Origin of the sequence: Colwellia demingiae, from assembly GCF_007954275.1 — a bacterium.
GTDB lineage: Bacteria > Pseudomonadota > Gammaproteobacteria > Enterobacterales > Alteromonadaceae > Colwellia > Colwellia demingiae.
This window is the reverse complement of record NZ_VOLT01000007.1, coordinates 252,587-278,018: the sequence shown is the minus strand read 5'-3', so window position 1 is coordinate 278,018 and position 25,432 is coordinate 252,587. Positions and strand designations below refer to the sequence as shown.

The following is a 25,432-nucleotide window of genomic DNA, read 5'->3' as shown; positions in this document are numbered from 1 at the left end:
TCACCATAGGCTTCAACAGTCATGGGAGAAACCTGAAGGTTACTTTAACTAACCAAAATAAGCCTCATGCTCATACCCATAATCAACGTCTGTAAAGAGGTCATCCATTAAGTCTGAGTTCTTATACTCTTTTAAAAGCATCCTTAACCCTCTCTGCTTTCTTTGTGGGCTACTGTTTACCATTGAGTTTAATGTAATTAGAGCTCTAGAGACATTACCATAGTGCTTATAAACATCTTCTATTAAGTATGAGATATCATTATCTTGAGCATAAAGAGATAAAGCACCCCGCCACCAATCAATTGTTACTAACTCTACTAAATCTATACCCCGATTAGAACTAAGCTCTGCTGAAGCCAAGTGCTCTTGGAATCGAAAGTGACCAAAAGAGTATTTTTTAGTTATAGGATCGAGAGTCAATATATCGCAAGGATTTATTAGTTCTTCAACACAGTTATCTAACAATTCTGCGCTATATATATCAGCTAAATTGGATATGAGCGCGCTCTTAATATTTTCTTTTAGTTCAGATCTAATACCTTTATTATGCATTTTAAATGCAATTTTCATTGCGCATTTCCTAAGCAATTCACCCTTTTGTTTTTGTCGCTCAATATTTTTATGTAAGTCATATTCACCAGTTAACAAGTTTAACCTTTCAGAATATATTTCATTCTCGCTGGATGGTGCATCAACCCCTTTTTGAACTAAAGAACATGTGATAGTGGCAAGCAATGGGGTTTTAATATATTCGAATAAGTCTCTTTGTTTTATTGAATCAATTAATTGAGTAGCTTTAGCTTCATCTTTCTTAAACCAACCTTGAATAAATTTATCTAATTGCTGTTCTGTAAATGGCAAAAGTGTAATCCCCAAAAAGTCTATATCACTTAAATAGCTGACACAGTCTCTACTAGAAATAATTAATTGAGACATTGGTTTTTTTAATTTGAATTCAGATATAGCTGGAATAATGTCGGGTATAGCATTGTATACCTCGTCTAAGCCATCAAGAATTATGACAAGTTTTCCAGATAGAAAATTATTAGCGTCCTCAACCATTTCGTTTGTAGGTTGAATACCTTTACTCAATAGTATGATTTTAACTAACAAATCTTTTTTCAATATTTTTTTGTCAGTTACTTCATTATAAAAACGTTTAAATTCGTCAACCAAACGATTCAATGGAATGTATATCAGGTTTTTGCTATCACATTCTGAAAGGATATCAGCATATGCTTTTAACGTTGTGGTTTTACCAACACCAGCTCCGCCGTAAACCGCTATATCGTTGCCTGTATCAAATATATCGTGTGGGGAAACAGAAACACGATCCTGTAATTTCTCTTGAGGTTTAAATGATATTACCTTGGATATTTGGCAACCTTTATCTATTACTTGTGATATTAGAGATAAAGTTTTCTCTGTTGAAGATAGAAAGTTTTTAAGTCTAGCAATACCAAGCTTTCTGTTATTTATTAACTGAATATCATCAATATAATTATCTTTATATTGCAGTATTTTACTCTTTAGTTCATCGACCTTCAGGGTAACCTTATAAGATGGTTTAGAAATAACTCTACCGCTGATATTTTTTAAAATAGTACTCATTTCATATTGATCGTGAATTAAAGAGGCAATATGGTTAGCTTCTTTGTTAAATGAACTCCCTTTATTATTATACTTTTGTACATCAAATTCACTTCTGTTTTTAGTAGCAAACTTAAGTTCATCTAAAATGATTTCTCTTTCAGCTAACCCCCCTGGATTAACGGTTTTGGTAATATGGTTATTGCTTGGTTTTAAACTATCTTTCAGGGAATCTATTAGTGCTTTGACTCTAATTTCAGTATCATTATATTTTAATTTCTTTTGCTCTAGTTCCTTAATTAAATCCTTATTCTCCTTGCCTTCAAATAGTTCTTTATCCTTTTTGAATTTAGCCTCAAGTTTAGATAAATCCTGGGTTAATAAATAAAGTTGATGCTTACTGGATATTCTCTCAATATCTTTTCTAAATCTAGCCCAGTTTTCTTGAGATACATGTATAGAACCTTTATGGGTAGTTATATCTAGGTGCAAGAGTAAATTACTGTCAAACGAACCTACGAAAAAGCTGAGGTCACTATAGAAATTATCAATCTTTTGACTGGTTTCATTCTTCAAAGCAGATAATAACTCTTTGTTACTAGGCTCTAAACAACGATGAGTGGTTAATTTTCCCTCAATATTAGTCAGAATATTAAGAAGGTCAGGTTTAAACTCTTTAATATCTTGCAGGATCTTTGGTCCATCATAGAAGTATACTTTTAGTGGCATACCGTACAGTTGGGTTCTTATCTCTTCCATAAGTCGACTTGTAGTGGCATAGTTAATTTGGCCACCTCATTAGGTGATATTTCATTACCTTCATCATCCGTCAACGTTCCCAAGCAGCATTGTCTTAACTGATGCAATAAAGTTGATAGCTTAGAAGCCATTGATGTATTTTGAATATCGCCCACTTTCTTGGATTGTATGTACACAACATAGTTTTCTTTTTTAGGCGGAATTCTTCGTTGTGCTATGAGGTCCCTTCCTCGCTCATAAGAACCACCATTAAAGTCAACTTTTTCATATCCCATTGACTCAAATAATGGTTTTATAATATCTCTAGTAAAATCATCCTCTTTTAAGTCAACGAGAGCTTTAAGATATTGTTTAACTACCGATTCCATTCAAAATCCTTTTAGGTTTTCATATAATTAAATATTGAATTCCAATCTAACTTAATCTACCTCTATTTTAAAGAATATAAACTTGATCAGGATATACTTTTGGTTATTTAGTACAGTCACTTACATAGGAACTTCGTCATTCGATGAGCTCTCAACCCAAGTTTTTTTTGATTGATGCTATATTAATGACTTAGGTTCATTTAGGTAGGCATACAGAGAATCGAGCTTAATTTTTTTGTGGGTATCTAAATAAATCTAATGGTAAATATAAGGCTTTATAGGAAACCATCAATAGCCATTTAAAGGCACTAAATTATTTCTTATGTGTAATAGTTCATATTGAACTGACATTTTTTGATATTGCTTCTAATTTAACCTGTGTGTTGCGTCCATCGGTTGAACTCAAGCCACATTGCGGACATTAGCACTAACGGAGTATAATTGAATTCGGATTAGTTTTAGTATCGATAACGCTCGTATAACCGGAAATTTGTCAGCGTTGGTGAGCTTGTTATAAGGTTCCTATGGTTCGTAGGCAACAACCTCAAGACTACTATCACATTCCTTTACTTCTTTGTATTTAATGTTTTCATGCATATTTTCTACAATGTATGTCTTTATTTTGGATGGCATTCTACAACCAAATATTATTGATTCAATGAATTCAGACTTGTAATCCATCATGCAATAACTATGGTCTTTTTTAACCTTACCATGAAGCATTGAGTTAGAAGCCTGAAAGCGATACTCCTCTTCATATTCCCATTCTATTAACTTAGTTCTGAGTGAGTCCCATATTTTATAGCCCAATTTTTCATCGTCGCCAAGTTTAAATTTTAATTTAACCAAATCAATGATGTTTATTGTCGGTATATTACTTTTATATGTAACTTTGTTAGCTTTTATATATTCAGTTTTAAACTCTATGCAAAAACCAGTATGTGAACTCGCATAATGCGACCACATTAAGTTGCTGTTGTTGTTTTTAGATAGACACAGAAAATAATAATACGTACTAACCTGCCTATTAAAAAGTTCAATCAGTCTTTCGATAAGATCATAGCCTTCTAGTGTAAATTCTTCTTTATTGATACAAGAAGCTATTTGCTGAGAATCTTGTTTATTTAAGTGTTTTTTTAGATCTCTAAATTGTTTAGGGGTTGGTTTTATCAACTTAATTTTGGAGTCAAATAAATCGTTAAAATTGTCTTTATTTGAGAAAGCTATCTCATTTTTAAGTAGTGCTTTTAGAGAAGGATTCCCCACTATATTTTTTAAATCATCTATTGTTCTGTACTTATAAAGGAACTTTGGATATTCATCAGTCAAAAGTATATACCTACCTTATAATAGTTTATTATTAAAATATGATTTAAAATCAATGTGTAGCACGTAACTGAAAAATCGATATAGATACTATGGAGTCATGAGGAATAACAATTATCAATGATAATAGTTCTACCTGTTTTTTACATCAAAACTGTTGGTATAACAACAAATCCCACTATCGAGACATGATCACTTTTGCCACCAAGAAGTCATAAGCGGTGAACTATTTTTAACTATCAATTGGTTAAAATATAAGGCTCACTTTTACCACAGAGCGGTCTAAATTCATGAGTAAAATCATCCCACCTAACGTTCACTTTGATACGAAACCAGACGTTAGCCTAGGCTTATCTATCGATGAATAATCTAACGAAAAAAAGCCATGCGTTAGATATTTAAATTGTTTGAAATTCCACCAATGTTCTGTCAAATAAAAAATTCAAATTTGGTTGAAATACCAAAAGCGGACATTCGATTAACAGTATTTTAGGTATTAAATTTTTATGAGTCTATGTCGCTTTGGGGCACAAACAGCCACAGAAATTATGATCATTTTTGGCAAAAGGGATTATTACTAGTATGTAATGTATCCCTATATGACAAACATAATGAGCGCGGAAATAACTATAAACCAGAGGTGTAGTGTTAGAGGTAATTAGCTTGGTTAATGCCAGCTCACGGTTAAACTATATTAAGTCTATTTATCTAAGGTATAGATGTAAAAAGGTCGCAAAAAATATGCGACCTTTTTCTTTTAATTCAGTTAACCTAATTCAATTTAAAACAAATTAACTTACCTCGATAACTATTTTACCGCGTGTACGCCCAGATTGACTTTGTAAATGCGCTTCTGCGATATTTTCTAATGGAAAACGATGTTCAATAAATGGGATTAATTGATCCTGTTCAACTAAGGTATTTAGCTCACGTAAAATACGACTACTCGGCTGAATAAAAACAAAAGCAGCCTTAACGTTATGCTCTTTTGCGATCTCTTCGCTCGGTTGGTCAACGATAGAAACTAACATTCCACCCGCTTTCAATAATGCCCAAGACTGGCTCTGCACCGCTCCACCGATAGTATCGACAACCAAATCAACCGGTTCAATCTGCTCAAGTAAATTACCTTGATTGTAATCCACCGCTTGGTCAGCACCAAATTTCGTTAATAAATCTTGATTTTTTGCCGAGGCGGTCGCAATAACGATGGCACCTTTTGCTTTAGCTATTTGTATCGCTAGATGTCCGACACCACCCGCACCGGCATGGATTAATACACGTTGCCCTGCTTGCAGTTGACCTACATCAACTAAACATTCCCAAGCTGTAATGCCCGCTAAAGGTAACGCGGCTGCCTGTGCGAAATCTAACTTGGTAGACTTCATTGCCACTTCGTCAGCTTCTACTGCGATATAGTCGGCATAAGTTCCATCTCGGCTAATCTCTGGACGACTATAAACTTCATCTCCGACCTTAAAGTCAGTTACTGAATCACCCACGGCTGAAACGATTCCTGCTACATCCCAACCTAAGGTAGTGGGTAATTTATAAGGGATAAAATCTTGTAAATAGCCTTCTCTTATTTTCCAATCAACAGGATTAATTGATGAAGCTTTAACCTTAATCAAAATATCATCTGTATTGATTACGGGTGTATCAATTTGGTCTAACTGTAGAGTTTCAGTGCCACCATATTGATGAATTCGAACTGCGCGCATAATTTATTCCTTGATAGTCATTAGATGAGTTAACGATTAATTAGCTCAAACCAGTGTTTATTTCTGATAGAAAAAAGATTATCGGTTGCTTATAAAGCAACACCATTTACGATTAATTTTACATCGATATTACCACGTACTGCATTTGAATAAGGGCAGACCTGGTGTGCTGTTTTAACAAGTTGAACCGCTTCGGTTTGCTCTAAATCTAATACAATTGATAAAGTAACGGCTAGTGCAAATCCTTTAGTCTCATTTGGACCAATACCTACAGTTGCGGTTGTCGGTGCTGATTTTATCGCCACTTTAGTTTGATTAGCTACATGTAATATAGCATTTGAAAAACAAGCCGAGTAACCCGCGGCAAAAAGTTGCTCTGGATTTGTTGCTTCACCCGTTCCACCCATCTCTTTTGGATAACTTAACGCAAGGTCTAATTTTTTATCATCTGTTGTTACTTGGCCATTACGGCCGGCATTTGCCGTTGCGGATGTAGTATATAAAATAGTCATTTCAGTAGCCTTCTAATGTATAATGATTAATTAATTGCGTGCGATTTAGTTGCGCACAACCTAACTTGAAGTAATATTAATTGAATTATAATAATTACGCAAGTATATTGTGCACAATTTATCTTTAAAGAAGCTAAAATTATGACCAAAACCAAGAAATCATCAAATCTAACGTTAGATAAGCAAATTTGTTTTTCTCTCTATAGTGCTTCAAACGCTATGGGTAGGGCTTACCGCCCTCTACTTAAAGAATTAGACCTCACCTACCTACAATACATCGTCATGATGGTCCTTTGGCAACATTCAACCATGAATGTAAAAGAGTTAGGCAGTAAAATTCATTTGGATTCAGGCACGTTAACACCTCTACTGAAGCGATTAGAGACTAAATGCTTAATTAATCGATTACGCAGTAAAGAAGATGAACGAGTAATGATAATTTCTTTAACCGTTGATGGTCGTGACTTACAACACCAAGCAGAACAAGTACCTAATGAAATGTTATGCAAAGCAAGAATGACCATGGAGGAATTAGTCGCATTAAAGCAAGGTTGTGATCTTTTACTCGCTAATTTAAATAACCAGTAAAGTGATTATTTGACCACAACTTAAATTATCTCAGTCTATTTGGGGATGTTAATTTTATCCATGGGCTAAATTAAATATAATCCTAACGTACTGTATTCATAATTAATTAAAAATTTATTTGAAGCCAGTTACGCCTTATTACATTTACCTTAATCAGCCTTGTTTACCATCAATGATTAAAATTAGTAGAGTCGACCTGAATATGATGGTCAACTTCCCGTTCAAATAACTGATAAAAATTTAATACTCCTATCTCGTCTATGGCACAAAGCGACTTAGAATACTTTACTGATATCTCTACATACACAGCCAAAGTTATTACTCTTTTACAGCCAGATACAAAAAAGGCCACCATAGGTAGCCTTCCAATAATTTGTTTAACGCGTGTTACGTTAAATTAACTACTCGTAATCAGAAGCGTAAGTTTCTTCATAAGAGTGCGAGTAAAGCTCAAATAAATTGCCAAACGGGTCTTCTAAATACACCATTTTTGCTTGTTTACTGTCGTCTTCTGGATGGTAGCGCATAATGTCCATACGCACTTTACCGCCATATTGCTCAGTACGCGCAATAGCACCTTCGAAGTCATCTGTTTGAAGACAGAAGTGGAATATACCAAGGCGTGTGAAATCAACTTCGTGACGTTCTTGGCGCTCTTTCATTTCAAACATTTCAACACCAATGCCGTCAGTCGTTACTAGGTGTGCAATGTTAAAGCCTTTAAAACCTTCACCAAAAACAGCCACACACATTCTGCCAATGGCCGTTTCACGCTCTTCTTTTACCTTAGTGTTGCCCATTACAATTTTAAGACCCAGCGCTTTAGTGTAAAACTCAACCGCTTTATCCATATCGCCAACCATAAGACCTACGTGATTCATTTTCATAACTTACTCCAAAAATTATATTGATTAGTTCGTACTTCGTTTCGATGAGGTAATACTACGCCGAACACTTCATAATTAAAAATAATTAAATATTATAAAAATAATAATTTTAAATTATGGTCGTGCAGTGGATATTTATTGAAGTGAAACACTGCTTCAGGATTGTTTAATTAAACGTAACTTTCTAAGGCAAAAGGGGGCACGAAACGCTATAGAATTCATGATCGCGTTGTGCTGTGAATTCAAATGGTCAACGCAACATATGCAGGGTAATAATAACCGAAGTCTACTGCCGATTGAGGGGCGGGATTAAGTTCAATGTGGCAATAGTGAGGGTTAGCCATAACTCAGATAGGGGTACTTAACGTCATCGACTGTTATTACAACTCAGTGCTCAATTATACCCGTTCATCATTTGTCGTTTTATCCGACATTTAAGACACTTTATTGATAAAAAAACTTTTTAAAAGTAGGGCTTAGTACAAGGGCTGAAGTTTAAAGTGTTCACTGAAATAGTAATAGCGAAATACAATGTTTGAGTAATAATCTATAAAATTTAGATCGCTTCAGACATAAAAATGGGATTACCTTAAGTAATCCCATTGAAACGCATTAGTTCTTTGTAATTTAAATTGAAATAGAGCGACTTAGCTATACGCACCACTTCCGTAATGAAGCTCATAGCTGTGGCTATAAATCTCAAGAATATTGCCAAATGGGTCTTCCATATAAATCATTCGATAAGGTTTTTCACCGGGGTAATAATAGCGAGGTGCTTTCATTCGTTTCTTGCCTCCTGCTGCGACTATTTTATCAGCTAGCCCTTCAACATCTGGGTCTTGGACACAGAAATGAAAGATACCTGTTTTCCAATACTCGAAGTTATCTTTAGGGTTTTCTTGATTCTTAAATTCAAAGAGTTCAATACCAATACGATCGCCCGTAGATAGATGCGCTATTTTAAAACGCTCCCAACCAGGTCCAAATACGTCGGTACACATAAGTCCTATAGGACTGTCATCTTCGGTAACGTCGGTTGGTGCCATAATAATATACCAACCCAATACTTCGGTATAAAACTTAACCGCTTTTTCTAAATCAGGAACGGAAATACCAATATGAGAAAAATTTCTTGGATAGGGCTTATTTTCATGTGGAAAATCTGTGACAGTTCCAGCGATTGGTGATGATTCTGGTGTAGCTGAAGCAGGTAAGCTGGTTAAGGCGGCAGCGCCTAAACTGGCACCGGCAAGCTGCATAAATTTTCTTCTGCTTGGGTGATTCATAAACATAATGTGGCCCTTAATGGCTAATAAGTTAAATTTTTATATTAAAAAATATGTTAAATTGAATTAATGTTTCAGGTGTCTTTTTAAAAACACCCTCAATTACTTTTTGTGTGTTATTTGTACGTTCACTTGCGTAATTAAGATCATACTGTGGCTATAAATTGCAGTAAATTAACTAGGACTATATTCGTTATAATCCGTTAGTCCTTGCTCGGTACCGCCAAACAATGTGTCTGGATTGTGAACCGCCAATGGGAAACCATTCTTAATACGATTTGGCAAATCTGGGTTGGCGATAAATGGGCGGCCAAAACCAACCATATCTGTCACACCATCAGTGATTGCCAGTGCACCTTTTTTATCGTTGTAACGTCCAGCATAAATGAGTACACCTTGGTAGGCTTCTCGAACCGCAGATTTAAACGCTTTTGGCGTTTCTGGTGCATCATCCCAATCAACTTCAGCTATATGAATGTAAACAACCTTGTGTGTATTGAGCATTACTACGGCAGCGGTGTATGTTTCTACTGGTGTTGTATCTACTGTGCCATTTAATGATGTGAATGGCGCGAGACGAACACCGACACGATCAACGCCAATGGCCTCGCCCATTGCGGCAACCACTTCGCTAAGAAAACGTAGCCGGTTTTCAATAGAGCCACCGTACTCATCAGTACGATTATTAGCCTCGGAATCAATAAACTGGTTAATCAAGTAGCCGTTGGCAGCGTGCAATTCAATACCATCAAAACCTGCTTCAATCGCATTTAATGCTGCTTGTCGATATTCACCGATCACTTGTTGAATGTCAGCTTTAGTCATTTCTCGTGGCTCTACCACATCAACAAAACCAGGTTCATCTGTGCCATTATCAATGAAAACTTTTACATTCACTGCTTTTAACGCTGAAGATGAAATAGGCTGTTCACCACCGATATTTTCAGGGTGAGTAACTCGGCCAACATGCCAAAGTTGAGCAAATATAGCGCCGCCATTTGCGTGAACAGCATCAGTTACCTTGTTCCATCCGGCAATTTGCTCTGGCGTATAGATACCCGGAGTCCAAGCATATCCTTGGCCAATAGCTGAAATTTGAGTTCCTTCAGCTATAACAAGGCCCGCTGATGCGCGTTGAGCATAATAATCAGCCATCATTTGGTTCGCGATATTACCTGGTTGGCTTGCGCGAGATCGAGTCATTGGAGGCATTACAATACGGTTTTTTAACGTGAGCTTACCGAGTTGTATGGTTTTAAATAGTGCATTGTTCATCTTGTTTTCCTCTTATTTTGATAACTGGATCAATTCAATTTGGTAACCGTCGGGGTCCGTAATAAAGGCTATCTGTGTCTTTCCGCCCTTTACCGGTCCTGCTTCACGGGTTACGTTTCCACCGAGTGCTTTGATCTTGTCACAGGCGGCGTAAATATCATCGACGCCTAGTGCAAGGTGACCAAACGCATTGCCAAGATCGTACTTATTTGTATCCCAGTTGTAAGTTAGTTCAATCGTTGAACCTTGCCCTTCGTAACCAACAAATACCAAGGTATAGCGATATTCATTGTTCTCTGTTCTGTCGAGCACTTTCATGCCTAATACAGTGGTATAAAAATCGATTGATTGCTCAAGGTCTGTAACTCTTAACATGGTGTGTAAAATTTTATTCATTTGAATGCCTGTAGCGTTATAAATATTGTTATCAAAAATTATGAGGGCAAGGATGGGGTTGTTTGTTTACTAATAGGCTAATATTTAGCTTAATATCAGCCTATTAAACTACTCGTAATCAGAAGCGTAGGTTTCTTCATAAGAGTGTGAGTAAAGCTCAAACAAATTGCCAAACGGGTCTTCTAAGTAAACCATTTTTGCTTGCTTACTGTCGTCTTCTGGGTGGTAGCGCATAATGTCCATACGCACTTTACCGCCATATTGTTCAGTACGCGCAATAGCACCTTCGAAATCATCTGTTTGAAGACAGAAGTGGAATATACCAAGGCGTGTGAAATCAACTTCGTGACGTTCTTGACGCTCTTTCATTTCAAACATTTCAACACCAATGCCGTCAGTTGTTACTAGGTGTGCAATGTTAAAACCTTTAAAGCCTTCACCAAAAACAGCCACACACATTCTGCCAATGGCCGTTTCACGCTCTTCTTTTACCTTAGTGTTGCCCATTACAATTTTAAGACCCAGCGCTTTAGTGTAAAACTCAACCGCTATATCCATATCGCCAACCATAAGACCTACGTGATTCATTTTCATAATTTACTCCAAATTTAACTGTTTTGAATTTAACTGTTTTGAATTTAAGTGTTTAATTCGTGATTTAATTTAATGACGCTATTGTATGGAATATTGTTTATTATTTGAAATTATCAATTATAATCAAAACAATAATTTATTGTTATGGATGATTGGTGATGCTAAACCCTACTTGGTTAAATACCTTTATAACGCTCGTTGACATGGGGCATTTTACCAAAACTGCTGAAAAGCTATTTATGACTCAGCCTGGGGTCAGCCAGCATATTAGTAAACTTGAAAAAGCATGCGGTCATTCTTTAATCCGCAGAGAAAAAAAGAGCTTCGAAGTGACTGAACAAGGCCGTTTAGTTTATCAATATGCCGGGCAATTAGTTAAAAATGAGCAAGGGTTGATGGAACTGTTAGCGTTCGACGACCCATTTTCTGGATATTGTACTTTAGCTTGCTCTGGTGCACTTGCACTAATGCTTTATCCTAAGTTATTGGATTTACAAGTTCAGCACCCTCAGCTTGTTGTTAAACTAAAAGCAGCGCCTAATCATCAGATATTGAATGAAATACAAACGGGAATAATTGACCTTGGTATCATTACGGATGCGCCAAGTCATAGTCTATTTGATGTAGTGGAGATAGGCCAAGAGCAACTTTGCTTAGTGCTGCCCGCGAGTGTTGAAACTGATGTTTATGGCAAAGATTTATTAACCGAGCTTGGTCTTATTGATCACCCTGATGCAGAACATTATTTATCGCTTTATTTAGCACAAAGTCAGGAATCAGATTTTACTCACTTGAGTATTAAAGAGATCCCAATTACGGGTTATGTCAATCAAATAAGCCAAATATTGCAACCCGTAGCCAAAGGGTTAGGTTTTACCGTATTACCAAAAAGTGCTGTAGAGTCGTTCCAAGCGCCTCAACATTTAAAAATATTTAACCTCAAACAACCCGTAATAGAAACTTTATACAGGGTAAAAAAGAGAAACAGAGTGCTACCATCACGTTTTGAAGTAGTGACGTCAATATTGCAGCAACATTTAGATGCTGAAGAAGTATGCAGGGATTAGGTCTGCTTTAACCAGGTTGCCATTACATACACTAAACCTTATGCCGATTTTTGTCGAATCAGCAGCGATTAGAAGAGCAAGGAGATATTGTTAGCGGTAGCTTGCTTTGGGGGCACTTAGTGCCATAGAATTTTAAGCTTAATTTGGTTACTCTGTATACCTTTTTAGTAGTTATTAAGTTTAATTACAATGACAGCAAGTAGTAGTAATGTTTACTAGACACCACATGATAAAAAACCACAGAGCACTATGGTGGCATCTGTGGTTAATGTTCTATCAAGATATACTTTGAGTGGCAAATTACTTACTTATGTTCAACCACTCGTTGTTTTTGAGTGCCCAGTCCTTCAATGCCTAAAGTGATTTTATCACCAGGTTTTAAATATAATGGTGGTGTTTGACCTAAACCAACGCCTGGAGGCGTGCCGGTTGAAATAATGTCACCGGGTTGTAAGCTCATAAATTGACTTAAGTAACTAACTATATAAGCGGGTTTAAACACCATGGTTTTGGTATTACCATTTTGAAAGGTTTTACCGTTTACTTCTAACCACATAGATAAATTATTATCGTCTTTTACCTCATCACGAGTCACTAACCAAGGACCAATAGGGCCAAAGGTATCACAGCCTTTTCCTTTATCCCACTGGCTCCCTTTTTCTAGTTGGAAAGTACGCTCAGAAACGTCGTTACAAACACAATAACCGGCAATATATTCATGCGCGTCTTCTTCATTTACATAGGAAGTTTCCTTACCAATAACAATGGCCAGCTCAACTTCCCAATCTAGCTTATCGCTGTTACGCGGTTGAATAATATCGTCATTAGGACCAGATATTGCACTGGTCGCTTTGGTGAATACTTCTGGCTCGCTCGGAATGGACATGCCTGATTCTGCGGCATGGTCTGCATAGTTAAGGCCGATACAAATAAACTTACCGACATTGCCAACACAAGCACCTAAGCGAACATCTGCATCAATAATGGGTAAACTTGAAATATCTACCGCTTGTAAGCGTTGTAAGTTTTCTTCACTGAGCGTTGTGCCATTAATGTCACTAACAAATTCACTCAGGCTTCTGATGTTGCCTTCGCCATCCATAATGCCAGGTTTTTCTCGCCCTAGAGGGCCGTATCGAAGTAGTTTCATATTTAAATCTCTTTTAAGGTAAGTTAGTTAATGCTAATTAAGTTAATTATTTAAGGTGACAAAACCACCATCGATAGGAAAATTACTGCCCGTGATAAAAGCAGCCTCTTCTGAACTAAGATAATCGACCAATGCTGCTATTTCGTCAGGCGTGCCCATACGACCTATTGGTTGGCTTTTAGATAGTTTTTCAAACATTTCTGCTTTATTATCTGCATAGTTCTTTTCTAAAAAGTTATCAACAAAAGGGGTATGTACTCGCCCAGGAGAAATACAATTACAGCGAATACCATCAGCTAAATAATCTTTTGCCACCGAGTAGGTCATGGTAAGTACTGCGCCTTTGGTCATCGAATAAGCGAATCGCTCTGCTATACCGACTGAAGCTGCAACAGATGCCATATTGATAATAACGCCACTCTTTTGCGCTTTCATTGCGTCGATAACACCAGAGATACAGTTGTAAACTCCTTTAACATTGACGTTATAAAGTCGATCAAGGTCTGACTCTTTGGTTTGTTCTATATTGCCAATATGTGCAATACCGGCATTATTGATTAGGATATCAATGGTGTGTTCTTCTTTGATATTTTTGAATAAAGCTAAAATCTGTTGATTGTTGGATACATCAGCGGCATACGCTTCAGCGATTCCTCCTTGGTTCTCTATTTCATCCACAGTTTCTTGTGCAGCTTCAAGATTAAGGTCAACCACTAATATTTTGTGTTGCTTAAGGGCAAGGCGTAAACAAATGCTTTTACCTATACCACTACCTCCACCTGTTATAAGGGCGATTTTTGTTTTGTTTTTTATTGTCATCATTAAATCCTAACGTGCTATTTATTTAGTTAATTACGGAAGAAGAAGGTAAGTTGTAAAATTGCTGCGCATTGCCTGCCCACACTTTACGTTTATCTTTAAGTGAATAATCTTTGAGCAATGCGTGAGTCAATGAAACCCAAGTATCGTAATCACCATTTAATTTTATTACCGGCCAATCACTACCCCACATGACTCTATCTGAGCCAAAACTATCCATAATATGGTCAAAATAAGGTTGAACAATCGCTATATCTACTTTGCCTTGAGGTGCTTCTGTCAATAGACCCGAAAGTTTGATGAACACATTTTTACAAACGGCAATATTTGTTAAACGATGTCGCCAAAAATCACTAGGACTTTTTGATAAATCGGGTTTTGCGCAATGGTTAATAACAATGCTTAAGTCAGGGTATCTTTGCGCTAAAATTTGAATGTTAGAGATATGGATATCTCTAATCAAAGCATCAAAAGTGAACTGATTTTTTGCCATAAATTCAAAAACCGGGGTAAATTCATCTTTTAATATCCAATTGACATCATCAATGTCTTGTAACATTGGACGAATGCCTTTGAAATATCTGTTTTGATGATACTCTTCAAGCTTATCTATTACGTCAGATGCTTCCATATCTATCCAGCCAACAACACCTGCAACGAATTCATTGACTTCAGCAATCGCTAACATGAAATGTATCTCATCTTCAGACTCTTCAGCTTGTACTAATATGGTTTGACTGACATCATTTTCATATAGTTCGCGCTCTAGTTGTTTAGGAAGAAAGTCTTTATAAAGTTCGGTTAACTCAGGCTTAAGCCAATTGTATTCACCACGCGATAATTGCCAAAAATGTTGATGGCTGTCTACTTTTGGTATATCTGTTTCAACTACGTTTCTTTCGATATTCATGAGGCGTTAGCCTTAGTCTTAACCTCTGTGATAGGTAAGGGCGCGGCTTGGTCAAGCAAGTTTTTTTCTTTTAAGGTTTGCCAAAATTCGTTAGGTATATTCTCTGAGAACAAGTCTATTGTTTTTCTAACCCGGTTAGCATTGCCTAACCCAGGGATTACTGAAGTAACAGATGAGTGACCTAAAGGAAACTGCAAAGCTGCTGCGGCAAGGTTTACTTGGTATTCATCGCACACTGTTTCAATTTTCGCAACGCGGTCAATAATATGTTTTGGCGCAGGCTCGTAGTCAAAATGAGGAATAGTTTTACCTCTAACCCCAGTCGCCAAAATACCCGAGTTATATGGGCCACCTAATATGATCGATGCACCATGGGCTTCACATTTTGGTAAAAACTGGTGAAGTGGTGCTTGCTCTAATAAGGAATATCTACCAGCCAATAAAAAGCAATCAAATTGACCAATATTCATTACTCGTTCACACACTTCTGTTTCATTAACACCTAAACCTACGGCTTTTATGTAGCCATTTCTTCTTAATTCTTCTAAAGCTTTATAACCACTAGTTTCGAACTGTTCGAAATAATACTTGTCATCCTTGCCATGGGTATAAGCGCCAAGATCATGAACGAGTAGTATATCTATTTCAGCCAATCCTAAGCGTTGTTGGCTGTCTTCAAATGAGCGAATAATGCCATCATAGGTATAATCATACTGCGCATCGAATGGCATAGGGGTATCAAAACCATGGCGTAACTCCGTTATATCAGCTGTTGTATCAGGCGTGAGTATACGTCCCACTTTGGTCGATAATACATAATCATCTTTTGATAAAGATCTTAACGCATCACCCACTCTACGCTCACTAAGTCCTGCGCCATAACGCGGGGCGGTATCAAATAAATTCATGCCTGAATCAATAGCAGCAGATAAAGTTTCCCGGGCATCCTCATCTGATACTGCTTGATAAAGATTACCCATAGAGCCCGCGCCAAAACCAAGCGTTGAAACGTTGAGTGAAGTATTGCCTATTTGGCGAGTATCAATAGTTTTGTTCATGTTAAATCACTTCTTACTATTTATAAATTAGCTTACTTGACTAGATGTTTTGGCAAATCAGCGACGTTATTACAGCCGAGTTGATTCATAATTTGAGTTAACTGTAACGTTAGTGAGTTGATGGTATGAATACCCCCTTTATTACCAAGCGCACCTACGCCATAAACAAAAGGGCGACCTAAAAAGGTAAAGTCAGCACCTGAGGCTAGTGCTCCCGCAATGTTAGTTCCACTGCGTAAGCCGCTATCCATAAATATTTTAATTTTATCGCCGTACTTTTGTGAAATACGCTGCAAAGGCTCTACTGGTGATTCACCGGCATCTAACTGGCGTGCACCATGATTTGAAATAATCACTGCATCAGCCCCTAAAGAAATAGCTGCTTCCACATCAAGTTCGTTAATTAAACCTTTAACCACTAATGGACCTTGCCATTGGTCTCGAATTGGTTTTAAGCCATCAATGTCAACGCGACCCATCACGGTCTTATTCATAAAAGCAGCTAATTGGTCGGTCGGCATGTCCTTTGGCATATAAGGTTTTAAGGTTTCCATTTCTGGTTTACCCGCTAAAGCAGTTTCCATCAGCCACTGCGGGCAGGACAGCATCTGCAATATATTAGTAAGTGTCATTTTTGGCGGCATCGCTAAGCCATTACGAATATCTCTGGGGCGAAAGCCAAAGGTTGGCACATCAACGGTTACCACTAATACTTGGTATTGTGCATTCGTAATACGCTTGAGTAAGTCTGCACGAATATTAGCATCGGTTGGGTTATATAGCTGAAACCAAGCTTTTCCTTCAGAGACTTCGGCAATACGCTCTAAACTACTGGATGAAACAGTACTTAATATATACGGAATATTTTTTTCTGCTGCGGCCTTAGCAAGAATTTCAGGTGATTTCGGCCACATTAACCCTTGTAAACCCACAGGAGCAATACCAAAAGGAGCAGCATATTTATGACCGAATAGTTCAACACTTAAGTTACTACCACTAAAAGGTTTTAATAACTCACTACGCAGTTGAACAGCTTCAATATCTTGACGATTACGCTGTACACCTATCTCTTCCATGCAGCCGCCTTCGAGATAATCAAAAGCAAACTTGGGAATACGTTTTTTAGCATGACGCTTAAGATCTGCCACATCGGGGAAGCTATTATTGAAATAGTCGCTCATCTTGTTCACCTGTCTAATAATATTGTTCTGTTATATAAATTTACTAATAATTCAGTAACGGTCTTAGTTATTCATCTTTACCTTAGGCAAGATGGGCCTATTGCCTCGGGCACTTTACCTGAGCCTGTAGCATCGAATTTTTTATAGGTAAGTATGAACTCTTTATGACCTAAAGCTTCCGATTTACTCTTACCGCCATTGGCAACATCAATCACACAATCAAAAATGGTTTGTCCCACTTCAGTCACTGTCGTTTTACCTTCAATAATGCTGCCCGCATTAATATCCATATCTTCACTTAAGTTTTTATAAGTTTCTGGGTTAGCACATATTTTTATCACTGGAGAAATTGCTGAGCCTACAACTGAGCCTCGACCAGTGGTAAAAAGAATTAAGTGAGCACCAGAGGCTATCATTTCAACAATTTCAGCGTTATCAGAAATATTAGGAAAGCCGAACATTGGTTCACCATCGGGTACAACATCCATTAAGAACAGGCCTTTCTTTTGCGGAATGTCACCTGGCTTAATGATGCCATTAATGTCAGAGGAGCCAGACTTAGCATAAGCACCCATCGATTTTTCTTCTTGAGTTGTTAATCCGCCTTCAGCATTACCTGGCGCAAAGCTGCCATAGCCCATTTTTGTATAATACTTTTCTGCTTTTTCGACACAAGTAATTAATGCTTGTCCTAATTCTGGCGATTCTGCTCTGTCTGCCATAATATGTTCGCAGCCAATTAATTCGCCAGTTTCCTCGAAAATACAGGTGGCATTAGCGTTGAGTAATATATCAAAACAAGCGCCTACTGCTGGGTTAGCACTAATGCCACTGGTACCATCAGAGCCTCCACAAATAGTGCCTATAACTAAATCCGAGGTGAGCAGCTCAACACGCTCAACATCTGCAATACTTGCTAAAATAGAGGACGCTTTTTTTATCCCTAGTTCAATCGTAGTTTTTGTACCACCACATTTTTGAATGACTAACGTTTCAACGGGTCTGCCACTTTCTATAATGGTGTCAGTGAGCTTCTCTCTGTTAAAGCCTTCACAACCCAATGAAACAAGTACAACACCACCTACATTTGGATGCGAGCAAAGCTTTTCCATCATTTTTAATGAATAATCATTTGGGTAGCAACCAGGAAAACCGATAAGTTGTACATCATCATGATCTATCTTGGAGACAATAGTTTTGGCCACATGGTGAGCGCACTCGACTAAATAAACTACGACCACAGTATTTCTAATGCCCTTACGGCCATCGAGTCTTAAAAATCCTTTCATTTTACTCTCCAACTGTTGATTGTCTGGTATGGCTGGGAATGTAATCACTTTTCATATTATGTAAATGAACATGACTACCTTTAGTTATATCAACAGTAGCGGATCCTATCGAGACACCATATCGAATGACGTTTTGACCCTTTACTATATTCTTGCACGCCACCTTATGGCCAATATCAATATTGCTATCAAGCTTAAGTTCTATGTTAGGTAGTTTCACACATTCATTAGCACTTGCTGTTTGACAGCATACTAAGATGTTATCTGCTTCATTTAATAATACAAATTTCCTGTTTGTCATATCGTTCTCGAATACATATATAAGCCAATTTCAGAGATATTTTATTTATGAATAATTAAATTATCAAAGTAACTTTCATATATAAAAATATAATTCAAGTGTGAAATTTAATCTTTAGAGATGTATAAGTCAATCTTTTTAATGACTAGTTTTAAAACTATTTGTGTTTGTTTATTGCGCTCACAATTTGTTTGTTTTGTTGTGTTTACTTATCTTATTGATTTTTATGTGTTTAACTTGTTCTGTGTTTTTATATGTAAAAAGTATTTGCAGATATGAAATCAATGTGTAAACCTATGGTTACTTTATATACGAAATGTGTTTTTAAATGTGAAAAGGTGTAGACCTTCCAATAAGAGAAGGTTAACTTAATGATAATCGGGAGAGAGAAATGAAATATTCAACAGGCTTAAATGGTTTTGTACATAGCAAGACAGCACAAGTGGTAAATATGGCAATAAAAGGTATTACGGTCACCGCGCTCAGTATGCCTCTTATGCTTAGTGCTAATGCGGAGGAAGCAGGAAAAAAAGTAGAAAGAAATGTTGAAGTGATTGAAGTGAAAGGTATTCGTAGCAGTATTCTTAAAGCTCAACATCTAAAAAGAGATGCTAACTCTGTTATCGATGCCATCTCAGCCGATGATTTAGGCAAATTTTCTGATGCCTCAATTTCTGACGCTATCCAGAGAATCCCCGGTGTTCAAATTGAACGAAATGATGGTGGTCAAGAAGGTGACCGTGTTTCTATTAGGGGTTTAGGTCCGACATATGTAACAACCACAGTTAATGGACGTACTGCAATGTCGTCAGGTACTGAAGGTTTATCCAACCTTAGGTCATTCAACTTAGAAGTCATTCCAACTGATATTATCTCCACTATTATTGTAAAGAAGACTCCAACGGCAAGTGACCCTGAATCGGGCCTTGCAGGCTCTGTTGAATTGATAACCAGACAAGCATTAGATGCGTCTCTATATAGAGATGATAAAAATTACTTTGGCTCTATCACTCTCCAAGCTGATAAAGGCTCAATTGGTGATGAAGTTGGGAACCGTGCAAGTTTTCTTTTTGGTGCAAAAACAGAAGATGACTCAATGGGGTTTTATGTTTCATATTTGGACTCTGAATCAAAACCAGGCCGAGATCAATTATTCCCAACTGTTATACAGCAAGATATTCAAATTGATAATACTGGTGATGGACTTGCCGATGAAACGGTTGAAGGTGTACACATCATTAATGCCATCGATTTTGAACCCATTCGTGAAACTCAGTTACGTGAATCATTTGCCGCAGGTGTACAGTGGCAAGTTAATGATAAACTGACGATTACTGCTGATACCGTATTTACATCCTTTGATAATGCTTCTATCCGAAATCGTATTGCGCCTGTTTTTGGTCCAGCTATTGCTGGTTCAATATTTGCACCTGAAGATATTGTCATTACAGATGCTAATGGTCATAAAACGTTACAATCTGTTGCTCAAGGTGGATTTTCTGAAGGTCAAGTGGTTCCAATCCAATTTATTCCTTTCTTATTTGGCAATAAAACAGAATCTTCAGTTAGCGGTATAAATTTTGACTATCAATTAACAGATAACTTACATATGAATTTAGATTTTCATTATTCAGATGTTGATTATATGCAAGATTTAGATTTACCAATTTTGGTACAAGACATTGATGCACAACAAGTGAGTTTTAATACCGATAACGGTCTATTTCATGCCGATCTTGGTGAAATTGATAACGCGGCTTATCAATACCCTAAATGGGCCTCATTAATTCGTGATGTATTTATGGAAGGTGAACAATATGGCGCACGAGTTGATTTTGAATATATGTTAGATAATGGCTTTGTTGAATCTATTGAATTTGGTGCCCGTTATACTAAAGAAGAAGTTGATTCTGTTAGAACAAACATTTTAGATGTAAGTGGTGACCTAACAGAGGCTGAGTTGTATGACATCGGCCAAACTGGTCTTGGTGACACAAACATTGATTATAATTATTACCCTGGCACAGGCGTTTTTAACGATTTTCCTGATGGTGATTTCCAACATTTTTGTGATGAAGTCGTGCAGTTATGTAAGCAAGGTAACGAGTTAGGTGTTGATCCAGCATCGTCTTTTGCTTATCAAGAAGAAGTGCTTGCTCTTTATGGTGAAGCAAATATGTCGGGTGAAATTTTTGGTTTAGATTCTACCAGTAACGTTGGTGTGCGAGCGGTTAATGTGAAATTTAGCGGTCAAGGCTTAAGAGTTAACCCAGATAAGAGCACAACACCAACAAGTACCAGTAACGATTACTGGGAATTTTTACCAAGTGCAAACTTAGGTCTAGATCTTGATGACGATTTAACGTTAAGGCTAGCTGCTGCAAGAGTAATGTCACGTCCTAATCCTTCTGATTTAGTACCAAGAGAGGCTGCCAATCCTATATATAACGTAGGAGACATTCCTTCAGGACAGCGTGGTAATGCTGAACTTGAACCGACTATTTCTTATATATTTGATGCAACATTAGAATATTATAATGATATGGAAGGTGCCTATATTGCCAGTGTATTTTATAAAGATGTCAATGACTTTGTGTTTCCAATTACCACGAAAGAAACGTTACCAGGGCAAGGCGACACCATCTATGATGTTCGAACGCCACAGAATTTTTCAGACGGTACCGTTATGGGGGTTGAACTTGGGTTTAATCAGCCTTTCCTATTTTTAGATGGAGCATGGAGTGGTTTTGGTGTGCAAGCTAACTATACCTATTCTGATAGTGAGTTTGAAAAAGATGTAGGTGATAATGGCTATGGTTTCCCTGGCTCATCAAAACATAACTTCAATTCTATTTTGTACTTTGAACAAGGTGATTTTGGTGTACGTTTAAGTTACATCTATCGTGATGATTATTTCCGTAACTTGCCAGGTCAAGGTGCACAAGCAGAGAATAGTAGCGCTGTCTTTACTGAATCTGATCAACGTCTCAACTTTAATGCAAGCTATGACATTAACGAACATTTCTCAGTATTTTTTGATGTTAATAACATAACAGAGGAAGGTCGCCGTGATTTTTACTATCAAAAAGAAACGTTTAACGGATCATTCAACCGTGAGCGTACTTTAACCGTAGGTATTACAGGACGATTATAATCTGTCATTAAATTAGATAAGTACCGTATTTGATATTTAATGCGGTACTTATTTTTATATTGAGAACTAAACAAACAGGTAAATATTAACTCTCTGTTAAGTACATATAAGCTTCTTGATTTGATATTACCCCTTAAAATTACTAAAAATAAGCAAGGTTATTTATGTCTGAGAAAATATACTTAGGTGCCTCACTAGAAAAGTCCATTCCAATTTTATCAAAAAATATGATAATCCCTTTTATCATGGTTGCTATTTTATTTCCATTATGGGGCTTTGCAAACGATGTTACTAACCCCTTAGTAAAAGCTTTTAAAGACATTTTTCTAATTTCTAATACTCAAAGTAGTATGGTTCAGTTTGCCTTTTATCTGGGTTACGGCATCATGGCAATTCCAGCCGCTATTTTTATCAGAAATTTTTCTTACAAAGCAGGTATTTTATTAGGTTTAATACTTTATGCCATTGGCGCAATTTTATTTATACCTGCAAGCATTACCATGGAATTTAATTTTTTCTTAGCTGCACTTTGTATTATTACTTGTGGATTAGCATTACTTGAAACTACAGCTAATCCTTATATCTTATCAATGGGGCATAAGGAAACCGCGACACAAAGGTTAAACTTAGCACAAGCTTTTAACCCTATAGGCTCGTTAACAGGAATGTTTGTCGCTTCTACCTATATACTAAACAAACTTCAAGTTGAAGAGTTTCGAGCTGCCGAAAGATCGGCTCATCCTGAATATGCTGAAATGTTACCTACTGTTGTTGATGGAAAGTTAACGGCAGCCTTACAGCACTTTTCTGCTACTAATCCCGTAGAACATCAAGCAATGCAAGCCGCAGATTTGATCACTGTAAGAGGTCCGTATGTCGCCATTGCAATTGTTGTTACCTTATTGTTTGTATTATTTTTATTTTCAAAATTACCAAACACTATGTCACACGACCACCCGCTAACTAAAAAAGAACTAAAAGAAACATTCAAACGATTGTTTCAAAATAAACAGTATCTTGAAGGTGTTGTCGCACAGGCGTTTTATGTTGGTGCACAAATTATGTGTTGGACCTTTATTATTCATTATGGCATGACTGTCGTAGGTCTAACGGCAGCACAAGCACAAAATTATAATATTATTGCCATGGCAATATTTTTATTAAACCGCTTTATTTGTACCTTTATTTTAAGTTATATAAGACCCGGAAAAATGTTAATGTTACTGGCCTGTGGGGCAATAACATTCACTTTTGGTGCGATTTTTCTTGATGGCATGATTGGTCTATATAGTTTGATTGGTGTCTCTGCTTGCATGTCTCTTATGTTTCCAACGATATATGGTATTGCTTTACAGGATATGGGAGATGATGCAAGTTTAGCATCTGCGGGACTGGTTATGGCCATTGTCGGTGGTGCTTTAATGCCACCACTACAAGCTTATTTGATTGACTCATCTCCAATCATTGTATCAATACCTTCAGTTCAAACATCATTTATGATGCCTTTAATATGTTTTGTAGTCATTGCCGTGTTCGGTTATCGGGTTAACTCTATTCATCAGCCTTTAATAAATAAGTGTCAGTAAAATGCAATACTGCCTAACACTAGCATTAAAAAATGATCCCGAATTAATTAAATTATATGAGGCATACCATCAAGCAGGACGAGTATGGCCTGAGGTGATAAAAAGTATTAGGGCTTCAGGTATTAAAGATATGTCAATCTATCGATTGAACACCCATTTAGTTATGATATTAGATGTTGATAAGTCTTTTAATTTTGACATTAAAGCGAAGAGTGATTTGAATAATGAAAAGGTACAAGAGTGGGAGTTATTAATGGAGAAGTTTCAAAAAGTAGCAGATGGGCGAGAAAATAATAAGAAATGGAAACTAATGGATAAAATTTTTTCTTTGCATGAACAATAGAGCATATCTCTCTGCTCACTTACAACGTTGTGGCCAAAGTTAGTTACCACAACGACATGAACCTTCCATTTTTAGTATAATAGTGATTTCATATATAAAATTTATTTTTCTAATAAATCATTTAAGGTATACTTTTTATTAACTCACTTTAAACACTGTGAATTCCTCACATTCAATTGCTGGTAAGGCACGACTCAAATGACTGAAAAAACAAATAAAAAGGATTCTAGCTCAGGGAAAAAACATTATTCTGCCCCTGCTCTTGAGAAGGGCTTGGATTTACTTGAACTATTATCTAATGAAGTCGATGGATTAAACATTGCTGAGATTACTTCGAGACTTGATAAGTCCGTTGGTGAGTTATTTAGAATGTTGGCTGTTTTAGAGCAACGAGGATATATTGAAACGTCTAAAGACAATGATAAATATAGACTAACGTTGAAGATGTTTAGTTTATCAAATCGATTCCCTCCGATAAAAAGATTAACTTCTTTTGCAAACCCACTAATGCGCCGGTTGTCATATGTCATCGAACAATCTTGTCACTTAGTTATTTATTATGAAGGAAAAGGGCATGTTGTTGTACAACAGGACTCACCTTCTACCCGTATTTTTAGTGTTAGACTAGGAGCCGAAGCTCCACTGATGAATACCTGTTCGGGTCACTTATTATTAGCATTTTCTGACCTTGAAAAAAGAGAAATTATGCTTAATAGAATACCTGACAATCACCCTAAGCCTAATGAAAAAGCATTTCAAAGCATTCTTAATAAAGTAGTAAAACAAGGATTTGAAAGCATTATTAGTGCACAAGCTCAGGGAGTCAAAGATATTGGTTATCCTGTTTTTGATGATACTGGTCAAATTGCAGCAGCGTTAGTAATACCATTTATAGGCTTTCTCGATGGGTCCCAATCTAAAGACACAGATCTCGTTCATGAAAATATTAAGTCTATTGCTGAAGAAATGTCTCGTTTGTTAGGCTTTGAGGTTTAGCTCTAATTAATACTAAGTTTGTTAATGCTGGCCCCTTATCTAAATAAATACTTGCAGAACCTTTCCGCAAGTATTGCAAATCACCTGCTAATTTTTTCTTCGCAATAAAATACACATATTTAATCTGAATGGTATTACTTGGAATGCGATGGAAAGGCGGTAATAAATTTAATATAAATCTTTAAATACGATAAAATTTATTGTCTTTCTATAGCTGTTTGGAGGCGATAGCGCCATAGACTTAATACTCTAAATTCAATTGAAACTTGAATGATT

The 25,432-nt window shown here is 36.8% G+C and carries 23 protein-coding genes; 6 read left to right on the top strand and 17 right to left on the bottom strand.

Going from position 1 to position 25,432, the window contains the following annotated elements; translation table 11 throughout:
- Window positions 1–48: 48 nt before the first annotated feature.
- The 5 genes from ESZ36_RS15100 to ohr form a co-directional block, all read right to left on the bottom strand.
- On the bottom strand, window positions 49–2,349 hold the full coding sequence (locus ESZ36_RS15100) for an NACHT domain-containing protein (protein WP_146789386.1): 2,301 nt from the start codon (window positions 2,347–2,349) through the stop codon (window positions 49–51).
- Window positions 2,337–2,717, bottom strand: coding sequence for a restriction endonuclease (locus tag ESZ36_RS15095; protein ID WP_146789384.1), 381 nt, complete (start codon window positions 2,715–2,717; stop codon window positions 2,337–2,339). Before ESZ36_RS15095 ends, ESZ36_RS15100 begins: the two co-directional genes overlap by 13 nt.
- Window positions 2,718–3,239: 522 nt before the next feature.
- Window positions 3,240–4,046, bottom strand: coding sequence for a DUF2971 domain-containing protein (locus ESZ36_RS15090; protein ID WP_146789382.1), 807 nt, complete (start codon window positions 4,044–4,046; stop codon window positions 3,240–3,242).
- 788 nt (window positions 4,047–4,834) lie between these two features.
- Window positions 4,835–5,764 carry an NADP-dependent oxidoreductase gene (locus ESZ36_RS15085; RefSeq protein WP_146789380.1) on the bottom strand — a complete coding sequence of 310 codons (930 nt, stop codon included), beginning with the start codon at window positions 5,762–5,764 and terminating at the stop codon, window positions 4,835–4,837.
- Between the two features lie 89 nt (window positions 5,765–5,853).
- The gene (gene ohr / locus ESZ36_RS15080) at window positions 5,854–6,276 is read right to left on the bottom strand and encodes an organic hydroperoxide reductase Ohr (RefSeq protein ID WP_146789378.1); all 423 of its coding nucleotides are present in this window, start codon (window positions 6,274–6,276) and stop codon (window positions 5,854–5,856) included.
- A gap of 141 nt (window positions 6,277–6,417) precedes the next feature.
- Here ohr and ohrR point away from each other — a divergent pair, with 141 nt between their 5' ends.
- Window positions 6,418–6,864, top strand: coding sequence for a transcriptional regulator OhrR (gene ohrR / locus ESZ36_RS15075; RefSeq protein ID WP_146789376.1), 447 nt, complete (start codon window positions 6,418–6,420; stop codon window positions 6,862–6,864).
- A gap of 401 nt (window positions 6,865–7,265) precedes the next feature.
- Here the strand turns inward: ohrR and ESZ36_RS15070 are convergent, their stop codons facing one another.
- The 5 genes from ESZ36_RS15070 to ESZ36_RS15050 all read right to left on the bottom strand — a co-directional run bounded on the left by ESZ36_RS15070 (window position 7,266) and on the right by ESZ36_RS15050 (window position 11,302).
- Entirely contained in the window at window positions 7,266–7,751 is a 486-nt protein-coding gene (locus tag ESZ36_RS15070; protein ID WP_146789374.1) for a VOC family protein, read from the bottom strand.
- Between the two features lie 647 nt (window positions 7,752–8,398).
- Window positions 8,399–8,932 (bottom strand): lactoylglutathione lyase family protein, encoded by a 534-nt coding sequence (locus ESZ36_RS15065; protein WP_170235859.1) that lies wholly within the window; start codon window positions 8,930–8,932, stop codon window positions 8,399–8,401.
- A 279-nt stretch (window positions 8,933–9,211) separates the two neighbouring features.
- Window positions 9,212–10,312: an alkene reductase gene (locus tag ESZ36_RS15060; RefSeq protein WP_146789370.1), complete on the bottom strand. Its 1,101-nt coding sequence runs from the start codon at window positions 10,310–10,312 to the stop codon at window positions 9,212–9,214.
- Window positions 10,313–10,324: 12 nt separating this feature from the next.
- Entirely contained in the window at window positions 10,325–10,708 is a 384-nt protein-coding gene (gloA, locus tag ESZ36_RS15055; RefSeq protein WP_146789368.1) for a lactoylglutathione lyase, read from the bottom strand.
- 108 nt (window positions 10,709–10,816) lie between these two features.
- Window positions 10,817–11,302 carry a VOC family protein gene (locus ESZ36_RS15050; RefSeq protein ID WP_019028818.1) on the bottom strand — a complete coding sequence of 162 codons (486 nt, stop codon included), beginning with the start codon at window positions 11,300–11,302 and terminating at the stop codon, window positions 10,817–10,819.
- A gap of 158 nt (window positions 11,303–11,460) precedes the next feature.
- Here ESZ36_RS15050 and ESZ36_RS15045 point away from each other — a divergent pair, with 158 nt between their 5' ends.
- Complete coding sequence (locus ESZ36_RS15045; RefSeq protein ID WP_146789366.1) at window positions 11,461–12,369, top strand: LysR family transcriptional regulator; 909 nt, start codon at window positions 11,461–11,463, stop codon at window positions 12,367–12,369.
- A gap of 304 nt (window positions 12,370–12,673) precedes the next feature.
- Here ESZ36_RS15045 and ESZ36_RS15040 read toward each other — a convergent pair whose 3' ends face one another.
- From ESZ36_RS15040 to ESZ36_RS15010, 7 genes are all read right to left on the bottom strand, one after another.
- A complete protein-coding gene (locus tag ESZ36_RS15040; RefSeq protein ID WP_146789364.1) occupies window positions 12,674–13,519 on the bottom strand; it encodes a fumarylacetoacetate hydrolase family protein in 846 nt (281 codons plus the stop codon).
- A gap of 42 nt (window positions 13,520–13,561) precedes the next feature.
- A complete protein-coding gene (locus ESZ36_RS15035) occupies window positions 13,562–14,338 on the bottom strand; it encodes an SDR family NAD(P)-dependent oxidoreductase (protein ID WP_146789446.1) in 777 nt (258 codons plus the stop codon).
- A gap of 25 nt (window positions 14,339–14,363) precedes the next feature.
- Entirely contained in the window at window positions 14,364–15,248 is an 885-nt protein-coding gene (locus ESZ36_RS15030; protein ID WP_146789362.1) for an amidohydrolase family protein, read from the bottom strand.
- On the bottom strand, window positions 15,245–16,306 hold the full coding sequence (locus tag ESZ36_RS15025; protein WP_146789360.1) for an aldo/keto reductase: 1,062 nt from the start codon (window positions 16,304–16,306) through the stop codon (window positions 15,245–15,247). The genes ESZ36_RS15030 and ESZ36_RS15025 overlap by 4 nt, the downstream gene beginning before the upstream one ends.
- 32 nt (window positions 16,307–16,338) lie before the next feature.
- A complete protein-coding gene (locus ESZ36_RS15020) occupies window positions 16,339–17,487 on the bottom strand; it encodes an alpha-hydroxy acid oxidase (protein ID WP_146789358.1) in 1,149 nt (382 codons plus the stop codon).
- 77 nt (window positions 17,488–17,564) lie between these two features.
- Complete coding sequence (locus ESZ36_RS15015) at window positions 17,565–18,776, bottom strand: UxaA family hydrolase (protein ID WP_146789356.1); 1,212 nt, start codon at window positions 18,774–18,776, stop codon at window positions 17,565–17,567.
- A gap of 1 nt (window position 18,777) precedes the next feature.
- Window positions 18,778–19,077, bottom strand: coding sequence for a UxaA family hydrolase (locus ESZ36_RS15010; RefSeq protein ID WP_146789354.1), 300 nt, complete (start codon window positions 19,075–19,077; stop codon window positions 18,778–18,780).
- A 391-nt stretch (window positions 19,078–19,468) separates the two neighbouring features.
- On the opposite strand from ESZ36_RS15010, the gene ESZ36_RS15005 reads away from it, so the two are divergent.
- From ESZ36_RS15005 to ESZ36_RS14990, 4 genes are all read left to right on the top strand, one after another.
- Window positions 19,469–22,231: a TonB-dependent receptor gene (locus tag ESZ36_RS15005; protein WP_146789352.1), complete on the top strand. Its 2,763-nt coding sequence runs from the start codon at window positions 19,469–19,471 to the stop codon at window positions 22,229–22,231.
- Between the two features lie 164 nt (window positions 22,232–22,395).
- Window positions 22,396–23,817, top strand: a complete 1,422-nt coding sequence (gene fucP, locus ESZ36_RS15000; protein WP_146789350.1) for an L-fucose:H+ symporter permease — start codon at window positions 22,396–22,398, stop codon at window positions 23,815–23,817.
- Between the two features lies 1 nt (window position 23,818).
- Window positions 23,819–24,160 carry an L-rhamnose mutarotase gene (locus ESZ36_RS14995; RefSeq protein ID WP_146789348.1) on the top strand — a complete coding sequence of 114 codons (342 nt, stop codon included), beginning with the start codon at window positions 23,819–23,821 and terminating at the stop codon, window positions 24,158–24,160.
- Between the two features lie 198 nt (window positions 24,161–24,358).
- On the top strand, window positions 24,359–25,156 hold the full coding sequence (locus tag ESZ36_RS14990) for an IclR family transcriptional regulator (RefSeq protein WP_146789346.1): 798 nt from the start codon (window positions 24,359–24,361) through the stop codon (window positions 25,154–25,156).
- Window positions 25,157–25,432 lie beyond the last annotated feature (276 nt).

Bases quoted from the DNA above. Each gene is read 5' to 3' on its own strand.
- ESZ36_RS15010 (WP_146789354.1), bottom strand. From the start codon at position 19,077: ATGACAAACAGGAAATTTGTATTATTAAATGAAGCAGATAACATCTTA.
- ESZ36_RS15050 (WP_019028818.1), bottom strand. From the start codon at position 11,302: ATGAAAATGAATCACGTAGGTCTTATGGTTGGCGATATGGATATAGCG.
- ESZ36_RS15020 (WP_146789358.1), bottom strand. From the start codon at position 17,487: ATGAGCGACTATTTCAATAATAGCTTCCCCGATGTGGCAGATCTTAAG.
- ESZ36_RS15095 (WP_146789384.1), bottom strand. From the start codon at position 2,717: ATGGAATCGGTAGTTAAACAATATCTTAAAGCTCTCGTTGACTTAAAA.
- ESZ36_RS15070 (WP_146789374.1), bottom strand. From the start codon at position 7,751: ATGAAAATGAATCACGTAGGTCTTATGGTTGGCGATATGGATAAAGCG.
- ESZ36_RS15015 (WP_146789356.1), bottom strand. From the start codon at position 18,776: ATGAAAGGATTTTTAAGACTCGATGGCCGTAAGGGCATTAGAAATACT.
- ESZ36_RS14995 (WP_146789348.1), top strand. From the start codon at position 23,819: ATGCAATACTGCCTAACACTAGCATTAAAAAATGATCCCGAATTAATT.
- ESZ36_RS15060 (WP_146789370.1), bottom strand. From the start codon at position 10,312: ATGAACAATGCACTATTTAAAACCATACAACTCGGTAAGCTCACGTTA.
- ohrR (WP_146789376.1), top strand. From the start codon at position 6,418: ATGACCAAAACCAAGAAATCATCAAATCTAACGTTAGATAAGCAAATT.
- ESZ36_RS15040 (WP_146789364.1), bottom strand. From the start codon at position 13,519: ATGAAACTACTTCGATACGGCCCTCTAGGGCGAGAAAAACCTGGCATT.
- ESZ36_RS15045 (WP_146789366.1), top strand. From the start codon at position 11,461: ATGCTAAACCCTACTTGGTTAAATACCTTTATAACGCTCGTTGACATG.
- gloA (WP_146789368.1), bottom strand. From the start codon at position 10,708: ATGAATAAAATTTTACACACCATGTTAAGAGTTACAGACCTTGAGCAA.
- ESZ36_RS15005 (WP_146789352.1), top strand. From the start codon at position 19,469: ATGAAATATTCAACAGGCTTAAATGGTTTTGTACATAGCAAGACAGCA.
- ESZ36_RS14990 (WP_146789346.1), top strand. From the start codon at position 24,359: ATGACTGAAAAAACAAATAAAAAGGATTCTAGCTCAGGGAAAAAACAT.
- fucP (WP_146789350.1), top strand. From the start codon at position 22,396: ATGTCTGAGAAAATATACTTAGGTGCCTCACTAGAAAAGTCCATTCCA.
- ESZ36_RS15030 (WP_146789362.1), bottom strand. From the start codon at position 15,248: ATGAATATCGAAAGAAACGTAGTTGAAACAGATATACCAAAAGTAGAC.
- ESZ36_RS15025 (WP_146789360.1), bottom strand. From the start codon at position 16,306: ATGAACAAAACTATTGATACTCGCCAAATAGGCAATACTTCACTCAAC.
- ohr (WP_146789378.1), bottom strand. From the start codon at position 6,276: ATGACTATTTTATATACTACATCCGCAACGGCAAATGCCGGCCGTAAT.
- ESZ36_RS15085 (WP_146789380.1), bottom strand. From the start codon at position 5,764: ATGCGCGCAGTTCGAATTCATCAATATGGTGGCACTGAAACTCTACAG.
- ESZ36_RS15100 (WP_146789386.1), bottom strand. From the start codon at position 2,349: ATGGAAGAGATAAGAACCCAACTGTACGGTATGCCACTAAAAGTATAC.
- ESZ36_RS15035 (WP_146789446.1), bottom strand. From the start codon at position 14,338: ATGACAATAAAAAACAAAACAAAAATCGCCCTTATAACAGGTGGAGGT.